The following is a 22,727-nucleotide window of genomic DNA, read 5'->3' as shown; positions in this document are numbered from 1 at the left end:
CCGTCAACGTTCAAAAATATTCCAACTTGAACCGCACGGCAGTACGGTGGGCGCCGGCCACAATGGGCAATCCGTTACCGACAAAATGAAGCGTGTAGTGCAGCGTCATGTCGCCTTCCGTTAACGGATGTGGAGTCATCGGCTGACCCGGAACACTTAGTTGGCCAGCAGAATCCTCAATATTGAGCGCGACGCCTTGGGAGCCACCAAAGACCGCAAAAGAACGACCGCCTCTGTCGGTGGGGCCGTCAAACGTCACCCGAAGGTGCTGCCAGTCAGGCAACGTCACCCCTGGACGGGACGGATCGGTACGACTCAAGGTGCAATTGACCAGGCGCAACTGGAAGGACTGGTCCTGGCCCCTGGCGCGCCGCAAGAACCGGCCAATGGGTTCGGGGTCCATATCGATGGTTTGATCGACGCTGACCAACTCCAGCCCGCAGGCCGAGTCGACGACCTCTCCTCCCAGCGTGACAAGCCCATCACCTTGAGCAGGCTCCTGGGCAACCACCCCAGGGCTGATAAACATCGCCAAGGAAGAGGAGATAGCGAGACTTATGAATGTTTTCACCTGTGCCTCCACCAGCCTCCCCCCGCCACGCTGGGTGGCGGGGGAAAACGCTTACTGATAAGCCAAGGTGAAGTTGGTCACCGCGCTGAAGTCGCCCGGCACGATGTCGCCCGTGGCAGCGCCTTGTACATAGGCCCCGAACTCCAGCGTGTTGTCACCGGCGGCAATCACTTGCGGCGAGGTAGCCACGCCCAATTCAACGGGTTTGCTGCCATGGGTCATCATGATGCCCACGTTGCCCGCGCTCCCGACGGTACCCAGCGCACCCGGCACAACGCTCGATGGCGCTCCGGTGAAGGTGGTGGTTACGGTGTTATCGGTGAGACCCGCCAGGTCGCAGCCCTCAAGTTCAATCAGCAGGCGACGCGGCTCGGACTTCCCGCCCGCTTGCAATTGATGTTTTGCGATGGCGCCAAGGGGAATGGTCTGATCGACCGAATCAGGCTTGATAGAGCAGGCACCCGAATGGACCGACCCCAAGAACGTGACAGTTCCGTCCGCCGCTTGGGCAACGGACATCGACCCCACCAACAGCCCGATAGAGAACAGCGCGGTTTTCATTTTAGCTTTCATTTATAGATGCCCACATTAGTAATAAACGTCGTTTAAGTAATCCCGCCGCCGTGGCGCACAGAATTCCTAGATTTATTCCAATTACTTGTATTGCAAACCAGCTAATTTGAAGCCAGGCGATTATCCCGACCGATTTCCAAGAACATAAGTCGGCCAGTTCTTCTAATTACGTAGCCTTGCATTACTTAAATACATAGGAAAAGCATGGCAAATTGCCAAAACTTTAAAATTATCCGTAAGAATTGGACTACATCAGCCTTAGTTACAAAAGCTTGTCTTCAGATATCACTGTAAGAGAGGGATTACACTCAACGAAAAATAACAACATTTACTGGAGTTCATCAACTAACGTGTTGATAAGTGCGCGACGTGGCGAAACACCGTTCAATGGAAAACCATGGACGGTGCGCAGCGGGAGGAATGACGAGGCTTAACGCCTGGAAGAAGGGAGTTGCTCCCTGCCCAGAGATGTCTGTACAGGTTAAATTCGGGGTGACTTCAAGGTCCTGTCCAGGCCGACCGCCGCCAGGGCAACCAGCACGAACCCCAGCAGAATTTCCCCGGCGTTCACAAACACTTGTGGATAACCCAGGGTGCCGACATCGATGAACGGGTACTGGTACTGCCCGAGCAAATCCCCACGCAGCAGCACATAGCCGAAGTACACCAGCGGGTAGATGACCCACAGGCCAATGTGCTTGAAGCGCAACCGGCCCTTGGGCACGCAGCGCCACCAGTACAGCACGAACAGCAGCGGCATCACGTCGTGCAGCAGTTCATCGGCGATCCATTGAAAACCTTCGGGCTGCCACAGATGCCGCAGCAACAGGCTGTAGGCCAAGCCGACCACCACGATGCTGACGGCGATGCCGCTGCTGACACCGGGGGCGAGGAAAAACCGCCTGGCTGCAGAATCGCGCTTCACCCACGCATAGCTCAGCACCACCGCTGCCAGGGTATTGGTCAGCACCGTGAAGAAACTGAAGAAGTTGATCAGCCCGCCGAGCAGGCTGGCGCCGGACTCCCAGCGCGAATAGAAAATCAGGTATTGCTGAATCGCCAGGCCCACCCAACCGGCCAGCGCCGCTGCCGCCACATACCGCTTCATGAGGTCAATCCAGCGGGCGTTTGGTGCGCATCAGCTTGACGTACAAGCCTTCGACCTTCTCCCGCGCCCATGGGGTCTTGCGCAGGAACGTCAGGCTCGACTTGATGCTCGGGTCGCTCTTGAAGCAACGGATATCAATGCGTTCGGCCAGGCCTGCCCATTCGTAGTGTTCCACCAGGGTGGTGAGGACGTGTTGCAGGGTCACGCCGTGGAGGGGGTCGTTGTTTGTCGCGGTCATGCCGGGCCTATGAAAAAGTGCTCACGAAGGCGTACACCTTATCACTCCGCCCTGGCAGGTAAAAAAAGTTCCCGCTCCCGGCAAAAAAGAGATGTTATATTGTAACTATACATCTCAAATCTTTTCGTCGTTTTGCCAAGGAATGTCCGATGTCCCTCTCCTCCCTGTGGCGCTTGTCGCCGCTCGCCGCCGCCCTGTTGATCAGCTCGGAAGCCCACGCCCTGGAGCTGCAACCCCAAGTCATCACCGGCAACCCGCTGGGCAGCGAGCAACTCGCCTCGCCGACCACCGTGCTGGAGGGCGATGAGCTGACCCTGCAACAAAAAGGCAGCCTCGGCGAAACCCTGAACAAGCAGCCGGGCGTTTCGTCTTCGTACTTTGGCCCGGGCGCCAGCCGGCCGATCATCCGGGGCCAGGACGGCGACCGCATTCGCATCCTGCGCAATGGCGTGGGCGCGCTGGATGCCTCGTCACTGTCCTACGACCACGCGGTGCCGCTGGACCCGGTGAATGTCGAACGCATCGAAATCGTACGCGGCCCGGCAGCGCTGTTGTATGGCGGCAGCGCCATCGGTGGCGTGGTCAATACCTTCGACAACCGCATCCCAACCGAAGCCATCGAGGGCATCCACGGCGCCGGTGAACTGCGCTACGGCGGCGCCGACACCACACGCAGCAGTGCGGGCAAGCTGGAAGCCGGCAATGGCACCTTCGCCTTGCACCTGGATGCCAACGCGCGGGAATTCAACGACCTGAAAATCCCCGGCCAGGCCCGCAGCCGCCACGCCCCGGACAGCGACGACGCACCCGGCAAGAACGGCCGCCTGGGCAACAGCGACGGACGCCAGGACGGCGGCGCGGTAGGCGGCTCCTACACCTGGGACGACGGTTACGCCGGGCTGTCCTACAGCAACTACGACAGCAACTATGGCTCCCCCGCCGAACAGGCTGTACGCATCCGCATGCAGCAGGATCACTACGCGTTTGCCTCCGAAATCCGCAACCTGCAAGGTCCGTTTACGTCGGTGAAAGTCGACGCAGGCTACACCGACTACGAGCACCGCGAGATCGAAGGCGGCGAGACCGGCACGATCTTCAAGAACAAGGGCTACGAGGCCCGCGTCGAAGCGCGGCACCAACCTATCGGCCCGTTCGACGGCGTGGTCGGTGCGCAGGTCACCCGCAACGAATTCTCGGCCCTCGGTGAAGAGGCCTTCGTGCCGCAGACCGACACCAACGCCGGCGCGCTGTTTATCCTCGAAGAAATGCAGGCCACCGACCGCCTGAAACTCAGCCTCGGCGGGCGCCTGGAACACACCCGCATCGACCCCGACGCCAAGGGCAACGAACGCTTCGCCGGCGCCGACAGGAGCAACCACTTCACCGCCGGCAGCCTGTCGTCGGGCGCGGTGTATACCCTCACGCCGATCTGGTCCGTGGCCGCAACCCTGGGCTACACCGAGCGCGCACCGACCTTCTACGAGCTGTACGCCAACGGTGCCCACGTTGCCACCGGCACCTATGAGTTGGGCGATGCCAACCTGAAGAAAGAGAAAGCCGTGTCCAGCGACCTGGCCCTGCGCTTTGACACCGACACCCACAAGGGCAGCTTCGGCGTGTTCTACAGCCACTTCTCCAATTACATCGGTTTGCTGGGCACCGGTCGTACGCTGAACGACGAAGGCGAAGAAGACGCTGGCGGCATCCCCGAGTACGAATACTCCGGTGTGCGCGCACGTTTCACCGGCTTCGAGGCCCAGGATCATTGGAAGCTCGGTGAAGGCGCCTACGGTAAGTTCGCGCTGGAGCTGTCAGGCGACTACACCCGCGCCACCAACCTGGACACCGGCGAAGCCTTGCCACGCATCGCGCCGCTGCGTTTGAACAGCGGCCTGCTGTGGGAACTGGATCGCTGGCAGGCGCGCATCGACGTCGAGCACGCGGCCGGGCAAGGGCGTGTGCCGGATAACGAGAGCGGTACCGATGGCTACACCACCCTGGGCGCGAGCGCGGGCTATCGCTTCAATGTCGGCGGCAGCCAATGGCTGGCGTTTGTGAACGGTGAAAACCTGACCAACCAGACCGTGCGTTATGCCAGCTCGATCCTGCGCGATATCGCGCCGGCACCGGGGCGCAGCGTGCAATTGGGCATCCGCACCACCTTCTAAACACACTGAAATGCCCCTGTGGGAGGGGCTTGCCCCCTCCCACCCTGATTGGGCAGCGACGATCTGTCACTGTTACCAAATCGGAAATGATGCATCTTGCGATTTGCGCTTTCTCTCGGCGCGTCCGCGCTTTATCCTTGTCGGCAATAAACTGAAACGTTTCACTCCCCCGGTCGATCCTATCTTGCTGATTATTCCTGCCCGCCAAGACAGCGCTGTCTTACATCGACCTGCGCCTGGGGATAAATCACCTGCCTGTGGATAACCCCCGCTTTCCCCGGAAAAACCGAATTAACGCTGAACCAAGCCTGCGCCGAATCGTCATCTACAGTGAATGAAGCACGGGGTTACACAATTATTCCAACGTCACGGAGAAACACACTATGAGCACTGATGGTGCTTCGAGCCCAAGCCGCCTGCTGCCCAGGCTGCTGGGGATCTTGCTGCTGATCATGGGCCTGGCCTTGCTGGCCGGCGGCGTCAAGCTGAGCCTGCTCGGCGGGTCGCTGTACTACCTGCTGGCCGGTATCGGCATCACCCTGACCGGCCTGCTGCTGCTGGCCACCCGCCGCGCCGCGCTCGGGTTGTACGCGCTGGTGCTGTTCGCCAGCACCGTATGGGCCCTGTGGGAAGTCGGCCTGGATTGGTGGCAGCTGGTGCCGCGCCTGGCGCTGCTGTTCGCTCTGGGCATCGTCATGCTGCTTCCGTGGTTTCGCCGTCCGTTGCTGCGCGGCCAACCTGCCCCGCTGGGCACTGGCGCGCTGAGCGTGGCCGTGGTGCTGGCCGGTGCAACCGCCCTGGCCAGCCAATTCACCAACCCCGGTGAAATGGTCAAGAGCGGCCAACTGGACCGCGACGCGGTACCGGGCATGGCCAGCGCTGCACCGTCCCAGGCGGATGGCGACTGGAACTCCTACGGCCGCTCGGCCTACGGTGATCGTTACTCGCCGTTGGCGCAGATCACTCCGGAAAACGCGCACAAGCTGGTACCGGCATGGACCTATCGCACCGGCGACATCCCCGGCCCGAACGATCCAGGCGAGACCACCGCGGAAAACACCCCGTTGAAGGTCAACGGCATGCTCTACGTGTGCACGCCGCACAGCCAGGTGATCGCGCTGGACCCGGACACCGGCAAGGAAATCTGGCGTTTCGATCCGAAGATCAGCAGCCAGGGCGCCGAGAACTTCAAGGGTTGGGCACACATGACCTGCCGTGGCGTGTCGTATCACGATGACGCCGCCTACGCTTCCGAGCAGAGCCCGACCGGCAGCGCCAGCCCGGCTGCCGCGCCGAATGCCTGCCCGAAACGCATCTTCGTACCGACCGCCGACACCCGCCTGATCGCCCTGAACGCCGACACCGGCAAGATGTGCGAAGACTTCGGTGACAAAGGCCAGGTCGACCTGCGTGCCAACATCGGCAGCTTCGCCCCAGGCGGTTACTACTCCACTTCGCCACCGGCCGTGACCAAAAACCTGGTGGTGATTGGTGGCCACGTCACCGATAACGTCTCCACCGACGAGCCCAGCGGCGTGATCCGCGCGTTCGACGTACACACCGGCAAGCTGGTGTGGAACTGGGACAGCGGCAACCCGGACGACACCACCCCGTTGGCCGAAGGCAAGACCTACACCCGCAACTCGCCGAACATGTGGTCCATGTTCGCCGTGGATGAAAAACTCGGCATGCTCTACCTGCCGATGGGCAACCAGATGCCCGACCAGTACGGCGGCGACCGTACCGACGATTCCGAGAAATACGCTGCGGGCCTGACCGCCCTGGACATCGACAGCGGCCACGTAAAGTGGACCTTCCAGTTCACTCACCATGACCTGTGGGACATGGACGTCGGCGGCCAGCCGTCGCTGATCGACATCAAGACCGAAGCCGGCGTGAAGCAGGCGGTGATGGCGTCGACCAAGCAAGGCAGCATCTACGTGCTGGACCGTGCCACCGGCCAGCCGGTGGTGCCGATCCACGAAGTGGCCGTACCCCAGGGCGCTGTCGCGGGCGACCGTACTTCCCCGACCCAGCCGAAGTCCGAGCTGAACTTCATGCCACCGCCCCTCAAGGAGCGTGACATGTGGGGCGTGACGCCGTTCGACCAGATGCTGTGCCGCATCGATTTCAAATCCATGCGCTACGACGGTCCGTTCACCCCGCCATCGCTGCAAGGTTCGATCGTTTACCCAGGTAACTTCGGCGTGTTCGACTGGGGCGGCATTTCCGTCGACCCGGTACGCCAGATCGCCTTCGTGAACCCGAGCTACATGGCGTTCAAATCCAAGCTGATCCCGGCGGCCGACATCGCCAAGCAAGGCCCGCGCGTCAGCGAAACCCAGGGCGTGCAGCCGAACAAAGGCGCGCCGTACGGCGTGATCCTCGAAGCACTGCTGTCGCCCCTGGGCCTGCCGTGCCAGGCACCGGCGTGGGGTTACGTGGCCGCGGTCGACCTGACCACCCACCAGACTATCTGGATGCACAAGAACGGTACCGTGCGTGACAGCTCGCCGGTTCCGATCCCATTGAGCATGGGCGTCCCTAGCCTGGGCGGCACCTTCACCACCGCCGGTGGTGTGTCCTTCCTCAGCGGTACCCTCGACCAGTACCTGCGGGCCTATGACGTGAAAAACGGCAAGCAGTTGTGGGAAGGCCGCCTGCCCGCCGGCGCGCAAACCACCCCGATGACCTATACCGGCAAGGACGGCAAGCAGTACGTGCTGGTCATGGCGGGTGGTCATGGTTCCCTGGGGACCAAGCAGGGTGACTACGTGATGGCGTTCAAACTGCCGGATTAAGCAACACTGACGGCAAAACAAAGGCGGCTACCCTCACAGGTAGCCGCCTTTTTCATAGGTGGAGCAGGGTTCACTGTGGGAGGGGGCTTGCCCCGATTGTAGGGGGTCAGCCAAGACAAGTGTCACAGACACACCGCCATCGAGGGCAAGCCCCCTCCCACACTGGAACAATGTTGCTTGCCGGGATCAGTATTCTTCGATCACCTCACCACGCATTGCCGCCAAGCAGGCGATCATTACGGGCCAGGATTATTTGCACATTCAGGTCGGCCAGGCAGGCCGATCACAAAAAAGCAGACGTTCCAATCATCATTCCTCCTGGGACGGCGTCACCTTAAGAATTGACCCCTTGAATGCTAAAATGCACATGAATTTCATAGTTCTCAGTCCCATGAAGATTAGCAAAAACATGAAGTTCACCTTCAAGTCTCTTAATCGACTGAAAGTTATTTAGCTTAAGCCAACCGCTGACAGCAGAATACTCCGTCTCAATAATGTCCCGATAATATATACACCCCTTCCAACCTGGCTCGCCTACTTCATAGATTCTGGTGGCGGGTTCAAGATCGTCCATTATGATCTGTAGAAAATAATCGCTGGTATGAGCGTGTTCTGGATCTTTTCCGCCAATAGTAATAATAGGATGACGGTTGGTTCTATGAAAATAATGAGCTTCCAGCGGAAATTCTTTTTCGGCATCGAGGTTTTTTATAGTTCCCTTCAAGGAGCCCTTGACGTTTTTTTCATTTCCATCAGGGATTTTACGGAGAGATGAATAATCAAAAGTCGACATAATAAACACTCCTGCAGAGGACGTTGACTCGCTCAACCAAGGCGACAGTCTCAACCGCATAAAAGCATAAAAAAAACCAAAATAACCTGTTAGAAATAACAGCCCTTCATATCAATCCGCAATTACTGACGGACGCTTTAGAGTTAAAAATATTACACACCTGCTCGCCTTCTGTTGCCTTAAAGCGGCTGCCGCTCGCGCCGCATCCACAGCTCGAACGCCATGGCATTGAGCGGACGGCTGATCAAGTAGCCCTGGGCCGTATCGCAGTTCCACTGCTTGAGCAGCTTGAGGCTGGGCTCGAATTCCACACCTTCGGCCACCACCTTGAGCCCCAGGTTGTGGCTCATTTCGATGGTCGAACGCACGATCACGCCGTCGCCGCTGGTGCTGTCGAGGTTGCGCACGAAGGATTGGTCGATCTTCAACTCCTGCACCGGCAAGCGCTGCAGTTGCGCCAGGGAGGAATAGCCGGTGCCGAAGTCATCCACCGATAGGCTGATGCCGCAGGCGCGCAGTTGCTCCAGCACGCTCAAGGCTTGCTGCGGGTTGTGCATGATCGCGCTTTCGGTGATTTCGAAAATCAGCTGCCGGGCCGCCACGCCGTACTGCATCAGCAAGGTGCTGACGCGGATCGCCAGGTCGTCATCGGCCAGGTCATCCACCGAGATGTTCACCGACAATTGAATGTGCATGCCGCGCTGCGACCACTCGCCGATCTGGCGGATGGCTTCTTCGATCACCCACAGGGTCAGGCCGCCCATGCTGCCGGTGCGCTCGGCCAGGGGGATGAACTCGGCGGGCGACACCAGCCCCAGGGTGGGATGCTGCCAGCGCAGCAGGGCTTCGGCCTGGCACACCTCGCCATGCTTGAGGTCGAGCTTGGGCTGGTAGCACAGGTACAGCTCGCCTTCGACGACGGCCCGGCGCAGGTCGCGGATCAGGGTGATCTGGCGCTGGTGGGCGAGGTCGCGGTCCTGCTGGTAGATCTGCAGATAGCCCGGCAGCGTCGCCGCATCGTGGCGGGCGATCGCCGCGCGACTGATCAACTCTTCCACCTGCTGGCCATCGGCGGGGTAGGCGGCGATGCCGATGCTGACTTCGTGGCGCACTTCATCATTGCCGATGCGCTGAGGCTCGGTGAGCAGCGCGTAGAGGCGGTCGGCGCGGGCCACGGCGCGGTCGATCTCGGTGTTTTCCAGCAACAGCAAAAATTCGCTGCCGGTGATGCGCGCCGCCGTGTCGCTGGCCAGCAGGCTCATGGACAGGCAGCGGCTGGCTTCGCGCAGCATGTCCTCGACCCCCTCCGGGCCGAAGCCTTCGTTGATCACCCGGTAGTTCTCGATGCCCAGGTACAGCAATACCACCGGCCGCCGAGCACTGATCGCACTGCCCAGGCGCTCCATGGCCAGGGCTCGGTTGGGCAGGCCGGTGAGCGGATCATGCAGGGCGTTATGGGCCAGTTGCCGTTCGCGCACGGCGATGCCGCTTTGCATGGCATTGAAGGCGCGGGCCAGCAAACCGAACTCATCGTGGCTGCGTACCCGCACCGGCGTACGGTAATCACCGGCGCCGATGCGCCCCGCCGCCTCCACGAGGGCGTTGAGCGGGCGCGAGACCCGCCGCGCCAGGAACAACGCGCCGGCCAGCGACACCAGCAGCACCGCCAGGGCAATTCCGAGAAACTGCCGGTCCAGCGGCGCGAAGGATTCCAGCGCATGGTCCAGCGGGCTTTGCAGCAATACGCGCACTTCATCGCCGTCGCCGGTGTTGGCCAACGCCAGCACTCGGCTGAGCACGCGCTGACCGTGAAATACATGGATCTGCGCCTCAGGGTCGAACGGTGCGGCGTGCAACAGGCTGAGGGCGGTGGCCCGGTACGCGTCGGGCTGGGTGCTGAACAGCGGGCCGGGCGTGCCGTCCTGCACACTGAGAAACGACACTTCCAGGTTGCTCATGGAGCGCAGTTCATAGGCGAACAGTTGGTCCATGGCAAAGCCCATCACGATGCGCGCGATGGGCAACGGATCGCGCACTTCATCCTGCACCAGCAGGTAGGGCCGCCCGTCCAGGGCCACGATCAGCATTTGCAGGCCACTGCGCCGCGCATGACGCAAGGCGGCGTCATAGGGGAACGGCTGGCCGCGGGTGAGGATGGGGAGTGTGCTGACCATGACCTTGCCATCCAGGCCCAGCACAAACACTTCGCTGGAACGGATGCCGGTGCCGTGGCGACGCAGTGCCGCCAGGATCGGCGCGGGCTTGGCTCCGGCCACGGCCTGCTTGAACGGACCATCGCCGGCGAGCCAGTCGAGCCCGTATTGCAGGCGCCGCCCGCGCAGGTCCAGCAGACGCTCGAATACCTGGGTTCCGGTTTTCAGTTGGACTTGTGCCTGGTTCTCCACGGCACGGCGGGTGGCGCTCTTGACGGCGAAATAGGTGGCGGCGACCACCACCAGCAGCAACAGCGCCAACACCCCGGCAATGCGGGTTTGAAAGGTATGGCGCCATGTCATGGCAGTGCCCTCTGGCAGCGTTCGCCTCTCTCTGCCGCCGCGTCCCTTAGTCATGTGCAGTCCCTGCGCCCAGACCCGTCGTCAAAAAAATATCCATTTAGACTGGAAATTTTGTTTTAGCAGAGTAGCTGGGGCAGAGCAGAAGCGCACCGAATAAAACCGGGGATTTAACTGTCATTTTATTGGCGACAACCGCTTGACCGTACCCGCCGATCAGCTGCGGGCGCGCATGAAGTCCCCCCAACGCCGCACCAGGTAGTTGTGCTCATCCATGACCGAGTTCCACACCGCGATATGCCCCATGCGCTGCTCATAGGAGCCGCCATCGCGCACCTCGCCGATATCGATCAACGGCAACCCATCACTGCCGAGCAGCTCCTCCCGCGCAGGCTTGCCGGCGTACCAGTAATCCCACTCGGCACTGCTCAGGTGATCACGGCTGCGCGCCGGGTTGCCGATGTAGTAACCCTGGCGCGCCATCACCGCCCCCGGCCAGCCGGACAGCCACCAATTGAGGTAGGCGTAGGCCGCATCCAGCACCGGGCCCCGGGCATGGCGCGACAATGACAAGCCGCCGAACCAGGCGCGATAGCCTTCGCGGGGGACCGCCAGGCGGTATTTCACTCCGGCGCGGTGCAGGCGCATCAGGGTTGGCGACCACAGGCTCTGGATATCGATGCTCGGGCTGAGCATCAGTTGCGCGGCCTCTTCATCATCGGACCAGAAGGCGGCGAAATGCCCTTCCTTCTGCTTGCGCACCAGAATATCGGCGAGCACGTCGATCTCTTCGATGCTCATATTGCCGATGTCGTTGAAGCGCGCCAGCCCCGCGCCCTGCACCGCCAGCGCAGCATCCAGGGCGCCGATGGCGGCATCGCTCTGCAACGCCGTGCGGGCGCGCCAGGCCGGGTCCAGCAGCCAGCCCCAGCTTTCGTTACCGTGGCAAAAACCCTCGGGCAGGCGCTCGGGGCGGTAGGCGAAGCTGTCGGCATTGTGGGTCAAGGGCAGCATGCTGATGCGCTCGGTGACGGTGCTGCCGAGGCTGCCGTCGTGCTGCACGAACAGGCGCTCACTGGGCACGCTGCCGCTGCCCAGGCGGTCGTTGGGCGACAGCCGGCCGCGCTTGGGCAGGTCGTTGATCTCGTGCCACAGCGCGATGCGCCGCGTGTCGATGGGCTGGATCGCCCGGGCCGGCCACACGAAGTCGACGTTGTGAAACCATTGGTCGTACAGGTCATAGCTGTCGGGCTGCATCACCGCGATGCGCTGGGCCTGCTCCACATCGTGCACCTGGTACACCAGGCGAATCCCCAGTTCCTGTTCGGCGCGCACGCGCAGGCATTCGAGCAAAGTGACCGAGGTGCCGAGCACCCGTAAGGTGATCATCCGGCGAACCGCCGTGAGAACACCTCAAAGGAACGCCGCAGCAACGCTGGGTCGAGACCGCGCAGGATAAACACCAGGCGCGATTGCCGCTCGGTGCCTGGCCAGGCGGGCAGATGGACCGGAGCATGCAGGCAATGCTGCACGCCATGAATGACGATGGGGGCGTTACTGGCGTTCACGTTGAGCAGTCCTTTGACGCGAAGGATTCGTTCGCCGTGGCATCTTAACAGCATCGACAACCACACCCCGAAGCCGACCCAGTCCAGCGGCCGGTCGAAGGTCATACTGCACACCTGGGCCGTACCGTGGGTGGCGCTGGTGGTCTGGTGCAATTGCCAGCGGCTGACTTCCAGGGCGGGCTCGGCACTGCGCAGGCCTTCGCCGAGCAAGAGTTGGTCGCCGCTGTGGATGGCGTGGGTATCGAGGATCGGCGTACCGGCGTTGAGCGCCTGCAGGTGCGCACGCAGCGGTTCGCAGTCATCCACAAGATCAGTCTTGCTCAGCAGCAAACGGTCTGCGGCCGCAACCTGGGCCAGCCATTCCGGGTGCAGGCGCTCCTGCAACGCGGCGTGGCTGGCGTCGACCAACGTCACCACCAGGCCGATATGAAAACGCCCGCGCAGTTGCACGTCGTTGTTCAAGGTGGCGAGGATCGGGGCCGGGTCGGCCAGGCCGGTGGTCTCGAGGATCACCCGTTTGAACGCAGGAATTTCGCCACGCTCGCGGCGTTGCAACAGGCCGAGCAACGCGTCCTTGAGCTCGCCACGGATGGAGCAGCAAATGCAGCCGCTGGGCAGCAGCACGGTGTCCGGCGCGACTTCTTCCACCAGCAGATGGTCGATGCCGATATCGCCGAATTCGTTGATCAGCAACGCGGTGTCGCCCAGGCTTTCGCCTTGCAGCAGGCGCTGGAGCAAGGTGGTTTTGCCGCTGCCGAGAAAGCCGGTGATGACATTCAGGGGCATGCTCATGGCGCTGACTCCAAGTGATCGAGCAGACGCGGATCAAGGGGATCCAGCGGCCGGCCGAGCATGGTTTCAGCTGCCTGCCACAGTTGATCCAAGCCGCTCGCCAGTGCCTGTTTACCGGTGGCGCCCACCAGCAGATAGGACGCGCCCTGGAAGTCTTCGACCTTGAGCCGGAACACCGCCAGCACCTGGTTGATCGCAGCGATACGGCGCAGGCGTTCGCGGCGCCGGGGCAGTTCATCGCCCAGGGGGTCGCTCCAGTGCAGGTCTTCGCCGAGCAATCCGCAAAGTCCGCACATGGCTAAACCCCGCTCATGGCATGACATCGCCGGAGTTCGGGCCCAGGGTCTGGCCGACGAACAGGTTGCCGCCCGGCTCGCTGGCCAACAGCACGGCGGTGGGCGCCACTTCATCCGCCAGGCCGAAGCGTCCCAAGGGCAATTCAGCGGCCTTGGCGCGCTTCCAGTCGGCACTGATACCCCCCACTAACGGCGTCTCGATCGGACCGGGAGCGATGGCGTTGACCAGCACATTGTCCTTGGCCACTTCCAGGGCCAGGGACTTGGTAAAACCGATGACTCCGGCCTTGGCGGCCGCGTAGTGGGTGAGTTCGGCGCCGCCCTTGATGCCCAGTTGCGACGCCACGTTGATGATCCGTCCCCAACGCTGCGCCAACATATGCGGCAAGGCGCGTTGGCTGGCGACGAACACACTGGTGAGGTCGACGCGCAGCATGTCGTTCCACATCTCGACGGACAGGTCGACGCAACGCGCCTGGGTGAGCATCCCGGCATTGTTGACCAGGATATCGATGCCACCGAAGTGTTCGACGCAACGGTCGACACCGGCCTGGGCGCCTTCGACCGTGCCGACATCGGCCACGCACTCGACCACTTCGGCGCCGAGATTGCGGCAGGCGATCGCGGTTTCGGCGAGGCTGGCGGGGTTGCGGTCGGCCAGTAACAGGCGCGCGCCTTCAACGGCGTAGGCGCGGGCGATGGCGGCACCGATGCCGCTGCCGGCACCGGTGATCACGGCGCGGCGGTTATTCAATTGAGGCATATGAAAATCTCCTGAAGCAAACACAGTTCCAATGTGGGAGGGGGCTTGCCCCCGATAGCGCTGTGTCAGTTATGACACCTGTGACTGACACACTGCCATCGGGGGCAAGCCCCCTCCCCCATTTGGATCAAGTACATCAGTCAGGCCAGCGCACGGTGAGGCCGCCGTCGATGACGATGCTCTGCCCGGTCAAATAACTCGACGCTTCACTGGTCAAGAACTGCACCAGCGACGCCACTTCATCCGCGCGCCCTACCCGCCCCAACGGAATCGCTCGCGCCGCTTTTGCCAGACCTTCCGGCCCCAGCGAGTTCTTCGCATCCAGCGACTGCGGCGTCTCGATCAACCCCGGGATCACCGCATTGCAGCGAATGCCCAGGGGCGCCAATTCCACCGCCAGCGAACGGCACAAGCCCGGCACACCGGCCTTGGCCGCCGCGTAATGGCTGTGGTCCTGCCAGCCATACACGCCGCCGGCAATCGAAGAGATCGCCACCAGCGCGCCGCCTTCGCTCATATGCCGCGTCGCCGCGCGGAAGGTGCGCATCACCCCGGTCAGGTCGACATTGAGCATCTCGTCCCATAACTCGTCGGTCATCTCCAGCAGCGGCGCGCGGCGCAGCAAACCGGCGTTGGCCACCGCGTAATCCAGCCGGCCGAAATGCTGTACCGCCTGTTCGGCAAGAGCATCCACCGAGGCGGTATCGCCTACGTCCAGCGGCAACATCAGGCACTCGCCCCCCGCGTCCTCCACCAACGACACGGTGGTGCCCGGGTCGTGGGGATCGGCCGGGTAATACCCGCCCACCACCGCCACGCCGCTGCGGGCATAGGCCACGGCGAGGGCTTGGCCGATGCCACTGGCGGCACCGGTAATCAGGGCAACTTTACGGCTCATCACATTCTCCTTACTGAACGGTTTCCGGACGCACATGGCGGGCGGCAAACATCAGCGCGCCGGACAAGAAGCATGGCAGCGCGCCGAACCACAGCGCGGCGGTCTGCCAGTCACTGCCGGCGGACAACACCTGGGTCGCACCAAAGCCCGCGACCACGGCACCAATCGGGCCCATGGCATGGATGATCGCGCCGCCGGTGGCGCGGATGCTGGTGGGGAAACTTTCACTGATAAAGAACAGCGCCGCCGAGTACGGCCCGATCAGGAAGAACAGGCCCAGGCTGTACAACCCGACCACCATCGGCATGTTGCTCGGGCCAAACAGCATGCCGGCAAACGCCAGGCCGCCGAGCATCCAGCCCAGGCCGATCACATTGCGGCGGCCGATCTTGTCGCCCATCCAGCCGTGGCTGAGGTAGCCGCAGTAACCCACCAGGTTCGACAGCACGAGGATGATCAGCGAGTTCTCGAACGAGATGTGGTGCACGCTGACGATCACCGAGGTGCCGAGCACACTGAACACCTGGATCGCTGCCCAGTTGAGCAGCAACGCAGCGCCGATCACCAGGGTGGCGCGACGGGCCGGGCCACGGAAGGCCGCCTTGAGACCGGCCTTGCTGTGTTCGTCGTAGTCCACGCCGTAGGTCACGGCAACGTTTTGCGCTTCGGTCACCGCACCGCTTTTACGCAGTTGGCTGATGCGCTGGTGGATCTGGAACTGCGGGCTCTCCTTGAGCTTGCGCGCCATGATCGCGATCACCACCGCCGGGATCGCGGCGAAGATGAAGCAACCCTGCCAGCCAATGACCGGCAGCAACAGCGCGGTCAAACCGGCGGCGATCAATGCACCGACCGGCCAGCCGCCCTGCACCAGGCTGTAGATGAAGCCGCGACGCTTGGTCAGGCGCGGGTCTTCCGAGGCGCCATACAGCTCGGTCAGATAGGTGGCGTTGACGGTTTCTTCGGCATACCCCAGGCCGCCCAGCGAACGAATCAGAATCAGCGGCGACTTGCCCCACGCCCCGCCAATGGCAGTCAGCGCCGAGCACAGTGCGGAACCGGCCACGGTAAAAATAATCCCTTTGCGCCGCCCCAGCTTGTCGACGATCGGCCCGATGGCCAAGGCGACAACGGCGGTACCCACCGCCACCCAGGTCGCGATTTCAGCCTGCTCCACTTCACCCCAGCCGAAGTGTCGGCCGATCTCCGGCAGCAAGGTGCCGAACAGGATGAAGTCATACACCGCAAACACCCAGGCGAAAAACGCGATCCAGGTGGCGAAGCGCACTTCCTGGGACGTCAGTTGCCGGGGTTTCCAGCCAGTCAGGTCAAGCTTGTTGTAGATGGACATAATCGCGCCTCGGGAGGTGGGGGCTGCTTGGGTTGGGATCAGGTACGCGGTTGGCGGCGGATAAAGTCGTCGGCGATTTCGTCGAAGGTGACGAAGCGCACGCCGGCGTGGCTCTGGATGTGTTCGATCAAGCGCTCGAGCATCAGCAGCACTTGCGGGCGGCCGGACACGTCGGGGTGGATGGTCATGGTGAACACCGCATGTTCGTGCTCGCGGTAGACCCAGTCGAACTGGTCGCGCCACATTTCTTCGAGGTGGCGCGGGTTGACGAAGCCGTGGCTGTTGGGGGCTTTCTTGATGAACATCATCGGCGGCAGGTCGTCGAGGTACCAGTTGGCCGGGATCTCCACCAGGTCGGTTTCTTCGCCGCGCACCAGGGGTTTCATCCAGGTATCGGGGTGCTGGCTGTAGTCGATCTTGGTCCAGCTGTCGCCCTTGCGCACGTAGTAGGGGTGGAAGTCGTTGTGCATCAGGCTGTGGTCGTACTTGATGCCTTTTTTCAGCAACAGCTCGTTGGTGACCTTGCTGAATTCCCACCACGGCGCGACGTAGCCGGTGGGGCGTTTGCCGGTGACTTGGGTGATCAGTTCGATGGACTTATCGAGGACGATTTCTTCCTGCTCGGCAGTCATCGCAATCGGGTTTTCGTGGCTGTAGCCATGCACACCGATTTCGTGGCCGGCGTCGGCTACGGCCTTCATCTGCTCGGGGAAGGTTTCCATCGAGTGGCCGGGGATAAACCAGGTGGTGCGCAGGCCGTAGCGTTCGAACAGTTTGAGCAGGCGCGGCGCGCCGATTTCACCGGCGAACAGGCCGCGGGAGATGTCGTCGGGCGAGTCTTCGCCGCCGTAGGAACCGAGCCAGCCGGCGACGGCATCGACGTCGACGCCAAATGCACAGAGGATGTCTTTAGCCATGGTGTGTCTCCTTAAAGGTTGAGGACGGATTCGACGGACAAGGCCGCACGCAACAGCCGCGCGTCTTCTCCGCTCGGGGCGCTGAGCAGCAGCCCGGTGGGCAGGCCCTGGGCATCGCGGCCGCTGGGTAAGCTGATGCCCGGCATGTCGAGAAAGCTGCCGGGCATGGTCAGGCGCAGGGTGGCGAGGTTGGTTTTCACGAACAGTTCGTCGTCGGCTTCAAGCGGTGCCAATGCCGGGGCGACATGGGCGACGGTGGGGGTGATCAGGATCGCGCCGTCAAGCGCGTCGAGCAGTTGCTGTTGCAGGCGGCGGCGCGCGTCGGTCAGGTGGATCAGTTGGCTGGCCGGCAATGCGCGCGCGGCTTCAAGGCGGCGGCGCACACGGGGGTCGAGTTGCTCGGCATCACTGCTGTCGAGCAGGGCCTGGTGCAGGGCGAAGGCTTCGAACGCGCCGAGCCAGCCTTGGTGCTTGATCAGGTCCAGGGTGGCCTGGAACGGGGTGCTTTCACGCTCATCAATCAGCGCACCTTCGGCCTTCAGTCGCTCAACGGCGCGCAGCAGGTTGTTGCGCACCGCAGGCTCCACGTCGGCCAGCACACCCTGTTCCAACACAAAACGCTGCCCTTTCAGGCGGCGGGCAGTGTGCTGCCGGGCACGTCCATGGAGCAGGTCGTCGATGGCCAAGGCATCGCGCACGCTGCGGGTCAACGGGCCAAGGCTGTCGAGGGAACGGGCCAGGGGAAACACACCGTCGCGGCTGTAGCGTCGGCTGCTGCTGCGGTAACCCACCAGGCCGTTGAGCGCCGCCGGAATGCGGATCGAACCTGCGGTGTCGGTGCCCATGGCGATCGGCACGATATCCGCAGCAACAGCCACCGCCGAACCGGACGACGAGCCGCCGGGAATGCGCGCCTGGTCGGTGCCACGGGGATTGTGCGGCGTGCCGAAATGCGGGTTCAGGCCCAACCCGGAATAGGCGAGTTCGCTGAGGTTGGTCTTGCCGACGCTGACCATCCCGGCACGGCACAACAGGCCCACGCTGGGGGCATCGAGCAACGCGGCGGGCGCTGCGCGGCGGTAGGCGGCGCCGGCGGTGGTGATGCTGCCGGCTACGTCGAACAGGTCTTTCCAGGCCAGGGGTACACCATCGAACACACTCAAGGGCTGGCCGGCACGCCAACGGGCGGCGGACGCTTCGGCTTCACGGCGGGCGCGTTCGGCGGTCAGGGCAATAAATACGCTGGTCGAGCGGCTCGCTTGATCGAGTGCCTGTTCGAGGGCTTGCACCGGGTCGCTGCGACCGCTGGCGAAATCCTCGGCCAGTGAAGTGGCGTCTGACATCAGGAGAAACCTCATAAAACGTACATATTCATAAAATGTACATTTTACAAAGGCAGCTTTCGTGCCAGTCTCTGCGTAACGCTTTTGGCGCGATTACGCATTCTTACCCAGAGCTACTGGATAGATGGTGTTGATCGATGGAAAAAAAACGTGCGCCACGCTTGCGAAGCGCCTTCAATGAAATAATGTATCTTTTATTAATAAGTACATTTTGGTGCAGAAAAGTAACATTCCTACATTCAAGGCCCCAAAAAAGTGCCACCGACGTGGCGCAGAGTGACAGGCGCAACTTATGAGAGAATCCCCGGCCATCGTCCTACATGCCTTTGAGAAATCGATGAAAGCAGTGTCCGCCTCGGCCTCCCGTTACGCGATGATTCACCAGGTGTTGCGCGACGCGATCGTCAATGGCACCGCGCGCCATGGCCTGGTATTGCTGGAAGCGCCCCTGGCCGAGCTGTTCGGCACCAGCCGCGTGCCGGTGCGCAAGGCGCTGGACCTGCTGCACGCTGAAGGCTTGATCTGCCGCTTCAACGGCCGGGGTTACCTGATCAACCCCGAAGGCCTGGCCATGGAGCCGCTGCGCCTGCCCCTGAGCCATACGCATCTGGGCCTCAATGGCGAGGCCGAACTGGTGGACACCCGGCCCCTGGGCGAGCGCATCGTCGAGGAAATCGGCGCGGCGCTGTCCACCTGCATCGCCTTCGGCCATTACCGCCTGGATGAGCAAGCCGCCGCCGACCACTACGGCGTCAGCCGCGCGGTGGTGCGTGAAGCGCTGATGCGCCTGCGCGACCGCGGCCTGGTTGAAAAAGAGCCCTATTCCCAATGGCTGGCGGGGCCCCTGACCGCGCGGGAAGTCACCGAAGATTACGAACTGCGCGCCTGCCTCGAACCCGAAGCCCTGCGCCAGAGTGCCCCGAACCTCGACCGCGACATGCTCGAAGCCATGCTGCAGCGTGTGCTGGATGCCCAGGACAGCCCCCAGTGCAGCCTGGAAGCCATCGAGCAGATCGAAGAGGACTTGCACCAGCGCTGCCTGGCCGGCCTGCAAAACCGCAAGATTGCCGCGCTGATTCGCCAGGGCCAGAGCCCGATGATCATCAGCCGGATTTTTTACCGATTGTTGGGGATCGGCGCTGATCCGGCGATGCTCGCCGAACATCGCTTGATTTTGGAGTTGCTGCTGCATGGCGCATTCGATGCGGCCGCGTTGAACCTGCGCGAGCACTTGCAACGGGCCCGGCAGCGGATGTTGCAGCGCTTGAAAGTCCTGTCGGTGCTGCCAGAGCAGCCACTCCCCGCCTACCTCCACAAAATCAGCTGACCCACATTGACCAAGTCGCCGCAGTAATTTCATGCAATATGTTGCTATCTCACCCCCACCATTGAAACCACTGCGACCCCGCCCCATCTAACTTGCATACTTCCTTATGCAGGTGCCCCATGAGCGACCAGCAAGAATTCCCTGATTACGACCTCAACGATTACGCCGACCCCGAAAACGCTGAAACCCCTTCGTCCAATACCGGCCTGGCCCTGCCTGGGCAAAACCTGCCGGACAAGGTCTACATCATCCCGATCCACAATCGGCCGTTCTTCCCGGCGCAAGTGCTGCCGGTGATCGTCAACGAAGAGCCGTGGGCCGAGACCCTGGAGCTGGTGAGCAAATCCGACCATCACTCCCTGGCCTTGTTCTTCATGGACACGCCGCCCGAAGACCCGCGCCATTTCGACACCTCGAGCCTGCCGCTGTACGGCACCCTGGTGAAGGTGCACCACGCCAGCCGCGAGAACGGCAAGCTGCAATTCGTCGCCCAGGGCCTGACCCGCGTGCGCATCAAGACCTGGCTCAAGCACCACCGCCCACCGTACCTGGTCGAAGTGGAATACCCGCACCAGCCCAGCGAGCCGACCGACGAGGTCAAGGCCTACGGCATGGCGCTGATCAATGCGATCAAGGAACTGCTGCCGCTCAACCCGCTGTACAGCGAAGAGCTGAAGAACTACCTCAACCGCTTCAGCCCCAACGACCCGTCGCCCCTCACCGACTTCGCCGCCGCGCTGACCTCGGCCACCGGTAACGAGCTGCAGGAAGTGCTGGACTGCGTGCCGATGCTCAAGCGCATGGAAAAAGTCCTGCCGATGCTGCGCAAGGAGGTGGAAGTCGCGCGCCTGCAAAAAGAACTCTCCGCCGAGGTGAATCGCAAGATCGGCGAGCACCAGCGCGAGTTCTTCCTCAAGGAACAGCTCAAGGTCATCCAGCAGGAACTGGGCTTGACCAAGGACGACCGCAGCGCCGACGTCGAACAGTTCGAGCAACGCCTGGAAGGCAAGGTGCTGCCGGCCCAGGCGAAAAAACGTATCGATGAAGAACTGAACAAACTGTCGATCCTCGAAACCGGCTCGCCGGAATACGCCGTCACGCGCAATTACCTGGACTGGGCCACCTCGGTGCCCTGGGGCGTGTATGGCGAGGACAAACTCGACCTCAAGCACGCACGCAAGGTGCTGGACAAGCACCATGCCGGCCTGGATGACATCAAGAGCCGCATCCTCGAGTTCCTCGCGGTGGGCGCCTATAAAGGCGAGGTCGCCGGCTCCATCGTGCTGCTGGTGGGCCCGCCGGGCGTGGGCAAGACCAGCGTGGGCAAGTCCATCGCCGAGTCCCTCGGGCGGCCGTTCTATCGCTTCAGCGTCGGCGGTATGCGCGACGAGGCCGAGATCAAGGGCCATCGCCGCACCTACATCGGCGCCCTGCCGGGCAAGCTGGTGCAGGCGCTCAAGGATGTGGAAGTGATGAACCCGGTGATCATGCTCGACGAGATCGACAAGATGGGCCAGAGCTTCCAGGGCGATCCGGCCTCGGCACTCCTGGAAACCCTCGACCCGGAGCAGAACGTCGAATTCCTCGACCACTACCTCGACCTGCGCCTGGACCTGTCCAAGGTGCTGTTCGTGTGCACCGCCAACACCCTGGACTCGATCCCCGGCCCGCTGCTGGACCGTATGGAAGTGATTCGCCTGTCGGGCTATATCACCGAAGAAAAAGTCGCCATCGCCAAACGCCACCTGTGGCCAAAACAGCTGGAAAAAGCCGGCGTTTCGAAAAACAGCCTGAGCATCAGTGATGGTGCCCTGCGCGCACTGATCGACGGTTATGCCCGTGAAGCCGGGGTGCGCCAGCTGGAGAAACAACTGGGCAAACTGGTGCGCAAGGCGGTGGTCAAGCTGCTGGACGCGCCGAACTCGGTGATCAAGATCGGCAACAAGGACCTGGAAAGCTCCCTCGGCATGCCGGTGTTCCGCAACGAACAGGTGTTGTCGGGTACCGGTGTGATCACCGGCCTGGCCTGGACCAGCATGGGTGGCGCTACGTTGCCGATCGAGGCGACCCGCATCCACACCCTCAATCGCGGCTTCAAGCTCACAGGGCAGTTGGGTGAGGTGATGAAAGAGTCCGCCGAAATCGCCTACAGCTACATCAGCTCAAACCTGAAGTCGTTTGGCGGCGATCCGAAGTTCTTCGACGAAGCCTTTGTGCACTTGCACGTACCGGAAGGCGCCACGCCGAAGGACGGCCCGAGCGCCGGGGTGACCATGGCCAGCGCGCTGCTGTCCCTGGCGCGCAATCAAGCGCCGAAAAAAGGCGTGGCCATGACCGGCGAACTGACGTTGACCGGGCATGTGCTGCCGATTGGCGGGGTGCGCGAGAAGGTGATTGCGGCGCGGCGCCAGAAGATCCACGAGCTGATTCTGCCGGAGCCGAACCGTGGCAGTTTTGAAGAGTTGCCGGAGTACCTGAAGGAAGGCATGACCGTGCACTTTGCCAAACGTTTTGCGGATGTGGCGAAGGTGTTGTTCTGATAGAGCGCTAGCGCCTGAACTGGCCTCATCGGGGGCAAGCCCCCTCCCACACTTGAATGTGTTCACACATCAACATGTGGGAGGGGGCTTGCCCCCGATGGCGTGAGTGGCCGCAACCGGTATCCTGCTTGTAACACCCTGTCTTATCTTCGGTTATGCTCGATCTT

18 protein-coding genes are annotated in these 22,727 nt (G+C 62.2%); 4 read left to right on the top strand and 14 right to left on the bottom strand.

Features of this window, described 5'->3' with window-relative positions; translation table 11 throughout:
* Positions 1–10 precede the first annotated feature (10 nt).
* The 4 genes from BM416_RS08530 to BM416_RS08515 form a co-directional block, all read right to left on the bottom strand.
* Positions 11–571 (bottom strand): fimbrial protein, encoded by a 561-nt coding sequence (locus BM416_RS08530; protein WP_092487319.1) that lies wholly within the window; start codon positions 569–571, stop codon positions 11–13.
* A 51-nt stretch (positions 572–622) separates the two neighbouring features.
* Positions 623–1,132 (bottom strand): fimbrial protein, encoded by a 510-nt coding sequence (locus BM416_RS08525; protein ID WP_092487316.1) that lies wholly within the window; start codon positions 1,130–1,132, stop codon positions 623–625.
* A gap of 493 nt (positions 1,133–1,625) precedes the next feature.
* A complete protein-coding gene (locus BM416_RS08520; protein WP_092487313.1) occupies positions 1,626–2,252 on the bottom strand; it encodes a Pr6Pr family membrane protein in 627 nt (208 codons plus the stop codon).
* Between the two features lie 4 nt (positions 2,253–2,256).
* On the bottom strand, positions 2,257–2,490 hold the full coding sequence (locus BM416_RS08515) for a VF530 family protein (protein ID WP_027604640.1): 234 nt from the start codon (positions 2,488–2,490) through the stop codon (positions 2,257–2,259).
* Between the two features lie 149 nt (positions 2,491–2,639).
* Between BM416_RS08515 and BM416_RS08510 the strand changes: the two genes are divergently transcribed.
* Positions 2,640–4,658: a TonB-dependent receptor gene (locus BM416_RS08510; protein ID WP_092487311.1), complete on the top strand. Its 2,019-nt coding sequence runs from the start codon at positions 2,640–2,642 to the stop codon at positions 4,656–4,658.
* Between the two features lie 383 nt (positions 4,659–5,041).
* Positions 5,042–7,459, top strand: coding sequence for a glucose/quinate/shikimate family membrane-bound PQQ-dependent dehydrogenase (locus tag BM416_RS08505; RefSeq protein ID WP_092487308.1), 2,418 nt, complete (start codon positions 5,042–5,044; stop codon positions 7,457–7,459).
* Positions 7,460–7,793: 334 nt separating this feature from the next.
* Here BM416_RS08505 and BM416_RS30340 read toward each other — a convergent pair whose 3' ends face one another.
* The 10 genes from BM416_RS30340 to BM416_RS08460 all read right to left on the bottom strand — a co-directional run bounded on the left by BM416_RS30340 (position 7,794) and on the right by BM416_RS08460 (position 18,693).
* Positions 7,794–8,252, bottom strand: coding sequence for a hypothetical protein (locus BM416_RS30340; protein WP_139237737.1), 459 nt, complete (start codon positions 8,250–8,252; stop codon positions 7,794–7,796).
* 179 nt (positions 8,253–8,431) lie between these two features.
* A complete protein-coding gene (locus BM416_RS08500; RefSeq protein ID WP_092487303.1) occupies positions 8,432–10,768 on the bottom strand; it encodes a putative bifunctional diguanylate cyclase/phosphodiesterase in 2,337 nt (778 codons plus the stop codon).
* Between the two features lie 213 nt (positions 10,769–10,981).
* Positions 10,982–12,154 (bottom strand): ABC transporter substrate-binding protein, encoded by a 1,173-nt coding sequence (locus BM416_RS08495; protein WP_065938648.1) that lies wholly within the window; start codon positions 12,152–12,154, stop codon positions 10,982–10,984.
* Positions 12,151–13,125 carry a CobW family GTP-binding protein gene (locus BM416_RS08490; RefSeq protein ID WP_092487300.1) on the bottom strand — a complete coding sequence of 325 codons (975 nt, stop codon included), beginning with the start codon at positions 13,123–13,125 and terminating at the stop codon, positions 12,151–12,153. The genes BM416_RS08495 and BM416_RS08490 overlap by 4 nt, the downstream gene beginning before the upstream one ends.
* The gene (locus BM416_RS08485) at positions 13,122–13,421 is read right to left on the bottom strand and encodes a hypothetical protein (RefSeq protein ID WP_092356256.1); all 300 of its coding nucleotides are present in this window, start codon (positions 13,419–13,421) and stop codon (positions 13,122–13,124) included. Before BM416_RS08485 ends, BM416_RS08490 begins: the two co-directional genes overlap by 4 nt.
* Positions 13,422–13,434: 13 nt before the next feature.
* Positions 13,435–14,184, bottom strand: a complete 750-nt coding sequence (locus BM416_RS08480; RefSeq protein WP_092487297.1) for an SDR family NAD(P)-dependent oxidoreductase — start codon at positions 14,182–14,184, stop codon at positions 13,435–13,437.
* Between the two features lie 136 nt (positions 14,185–14,320).
* Complete coding sequence (locus BM416_RS08475; protein ID WP_092487294.1) at positions 14,321–15,082, bottom strand: SDR family NAD(P)-dependent oxidoreductase; 762 nt, start codon at positions 15,080–15,082, stop codon at positions 14,321–14,323.
* Positions 15,083–15,092: 10 nt separating this feature from the next.
* On the bottom strand, positions 15,093–16,433 hold the full coding sequence (locus tag BM416_RS08470) for an MFS transporter (RefSeq protein ID WP_092487291.1): 1,341 nt from the start codon (positions 16,431–16,433) through the stop codon (positions 15,093–15,095).
* A gap of 38 nt (positions 16,434–16,471) precedes the next feature.
* A complete protein-coding gene (locus BM416_RS08465; RefSeq protein WP_003234086.1) occupies positions 16,472–17,350 on the bottom strand; it encodes a polysaccharide deacetylase family protein in 879 nt (292 codons plus the stop codon).
* A gap of 11 nt (positions 17,351–17,361) precedes the next feature.
* Positions 17,362–18,693, bottom strand: a complete 1,332-nt coding sequence (locus BM416_RS08460) for an amidase (RefSeq protein WP_092487289.1) — start codon at positions 18,691–18,693, stop codon at positions 17,362–17,364.
* 337 nt (positions 18,694–19,030) lie between these two features.
* On the opposite strand from BM416_RS08460, the gene BM416_RS08455 reads away from it, so the two are divergent.
* A complete protein-coding gene (locus BM416_RS08455) occupies positions 19,031–20,020 on the top strand; it encodes a GntR family transcriptional regulator (RefSeq protein ID WP_092487286.1) in 990 nt (329 codons plus the stop codon).
* 119 nt (positions 20,021–20,139) lie between these two features.
* Complete coding sequence (gene lon / locus BM416_RS08450; RefSeq protein ID WP_092487284.1) at positions 20,140–22,560, top strand: endopeptidase La; 2,421 nt, start codon at positions 20,140–20,142, stop codon at positions 22,558–22,560.
* Positions 22,561–22,727: the final 167 nt, after the last annotated feature.

It is taken from the genome of Pseudomonas sp. NFACC42-2 (assembly GCF_900116055.1).
GTDB lineage: Bacteria > Pseudomonadota > Gammaproteobacteria > Pseudomonadales > Pseudomonadaceae > Aquipseudomonas > Aquipseudomonas marginalis.
The sequence above is the reverse complement of the archived record's forward strand: the minus strand, read 5'-3'. Positions and strand labels throughout refer to the sequence as shown.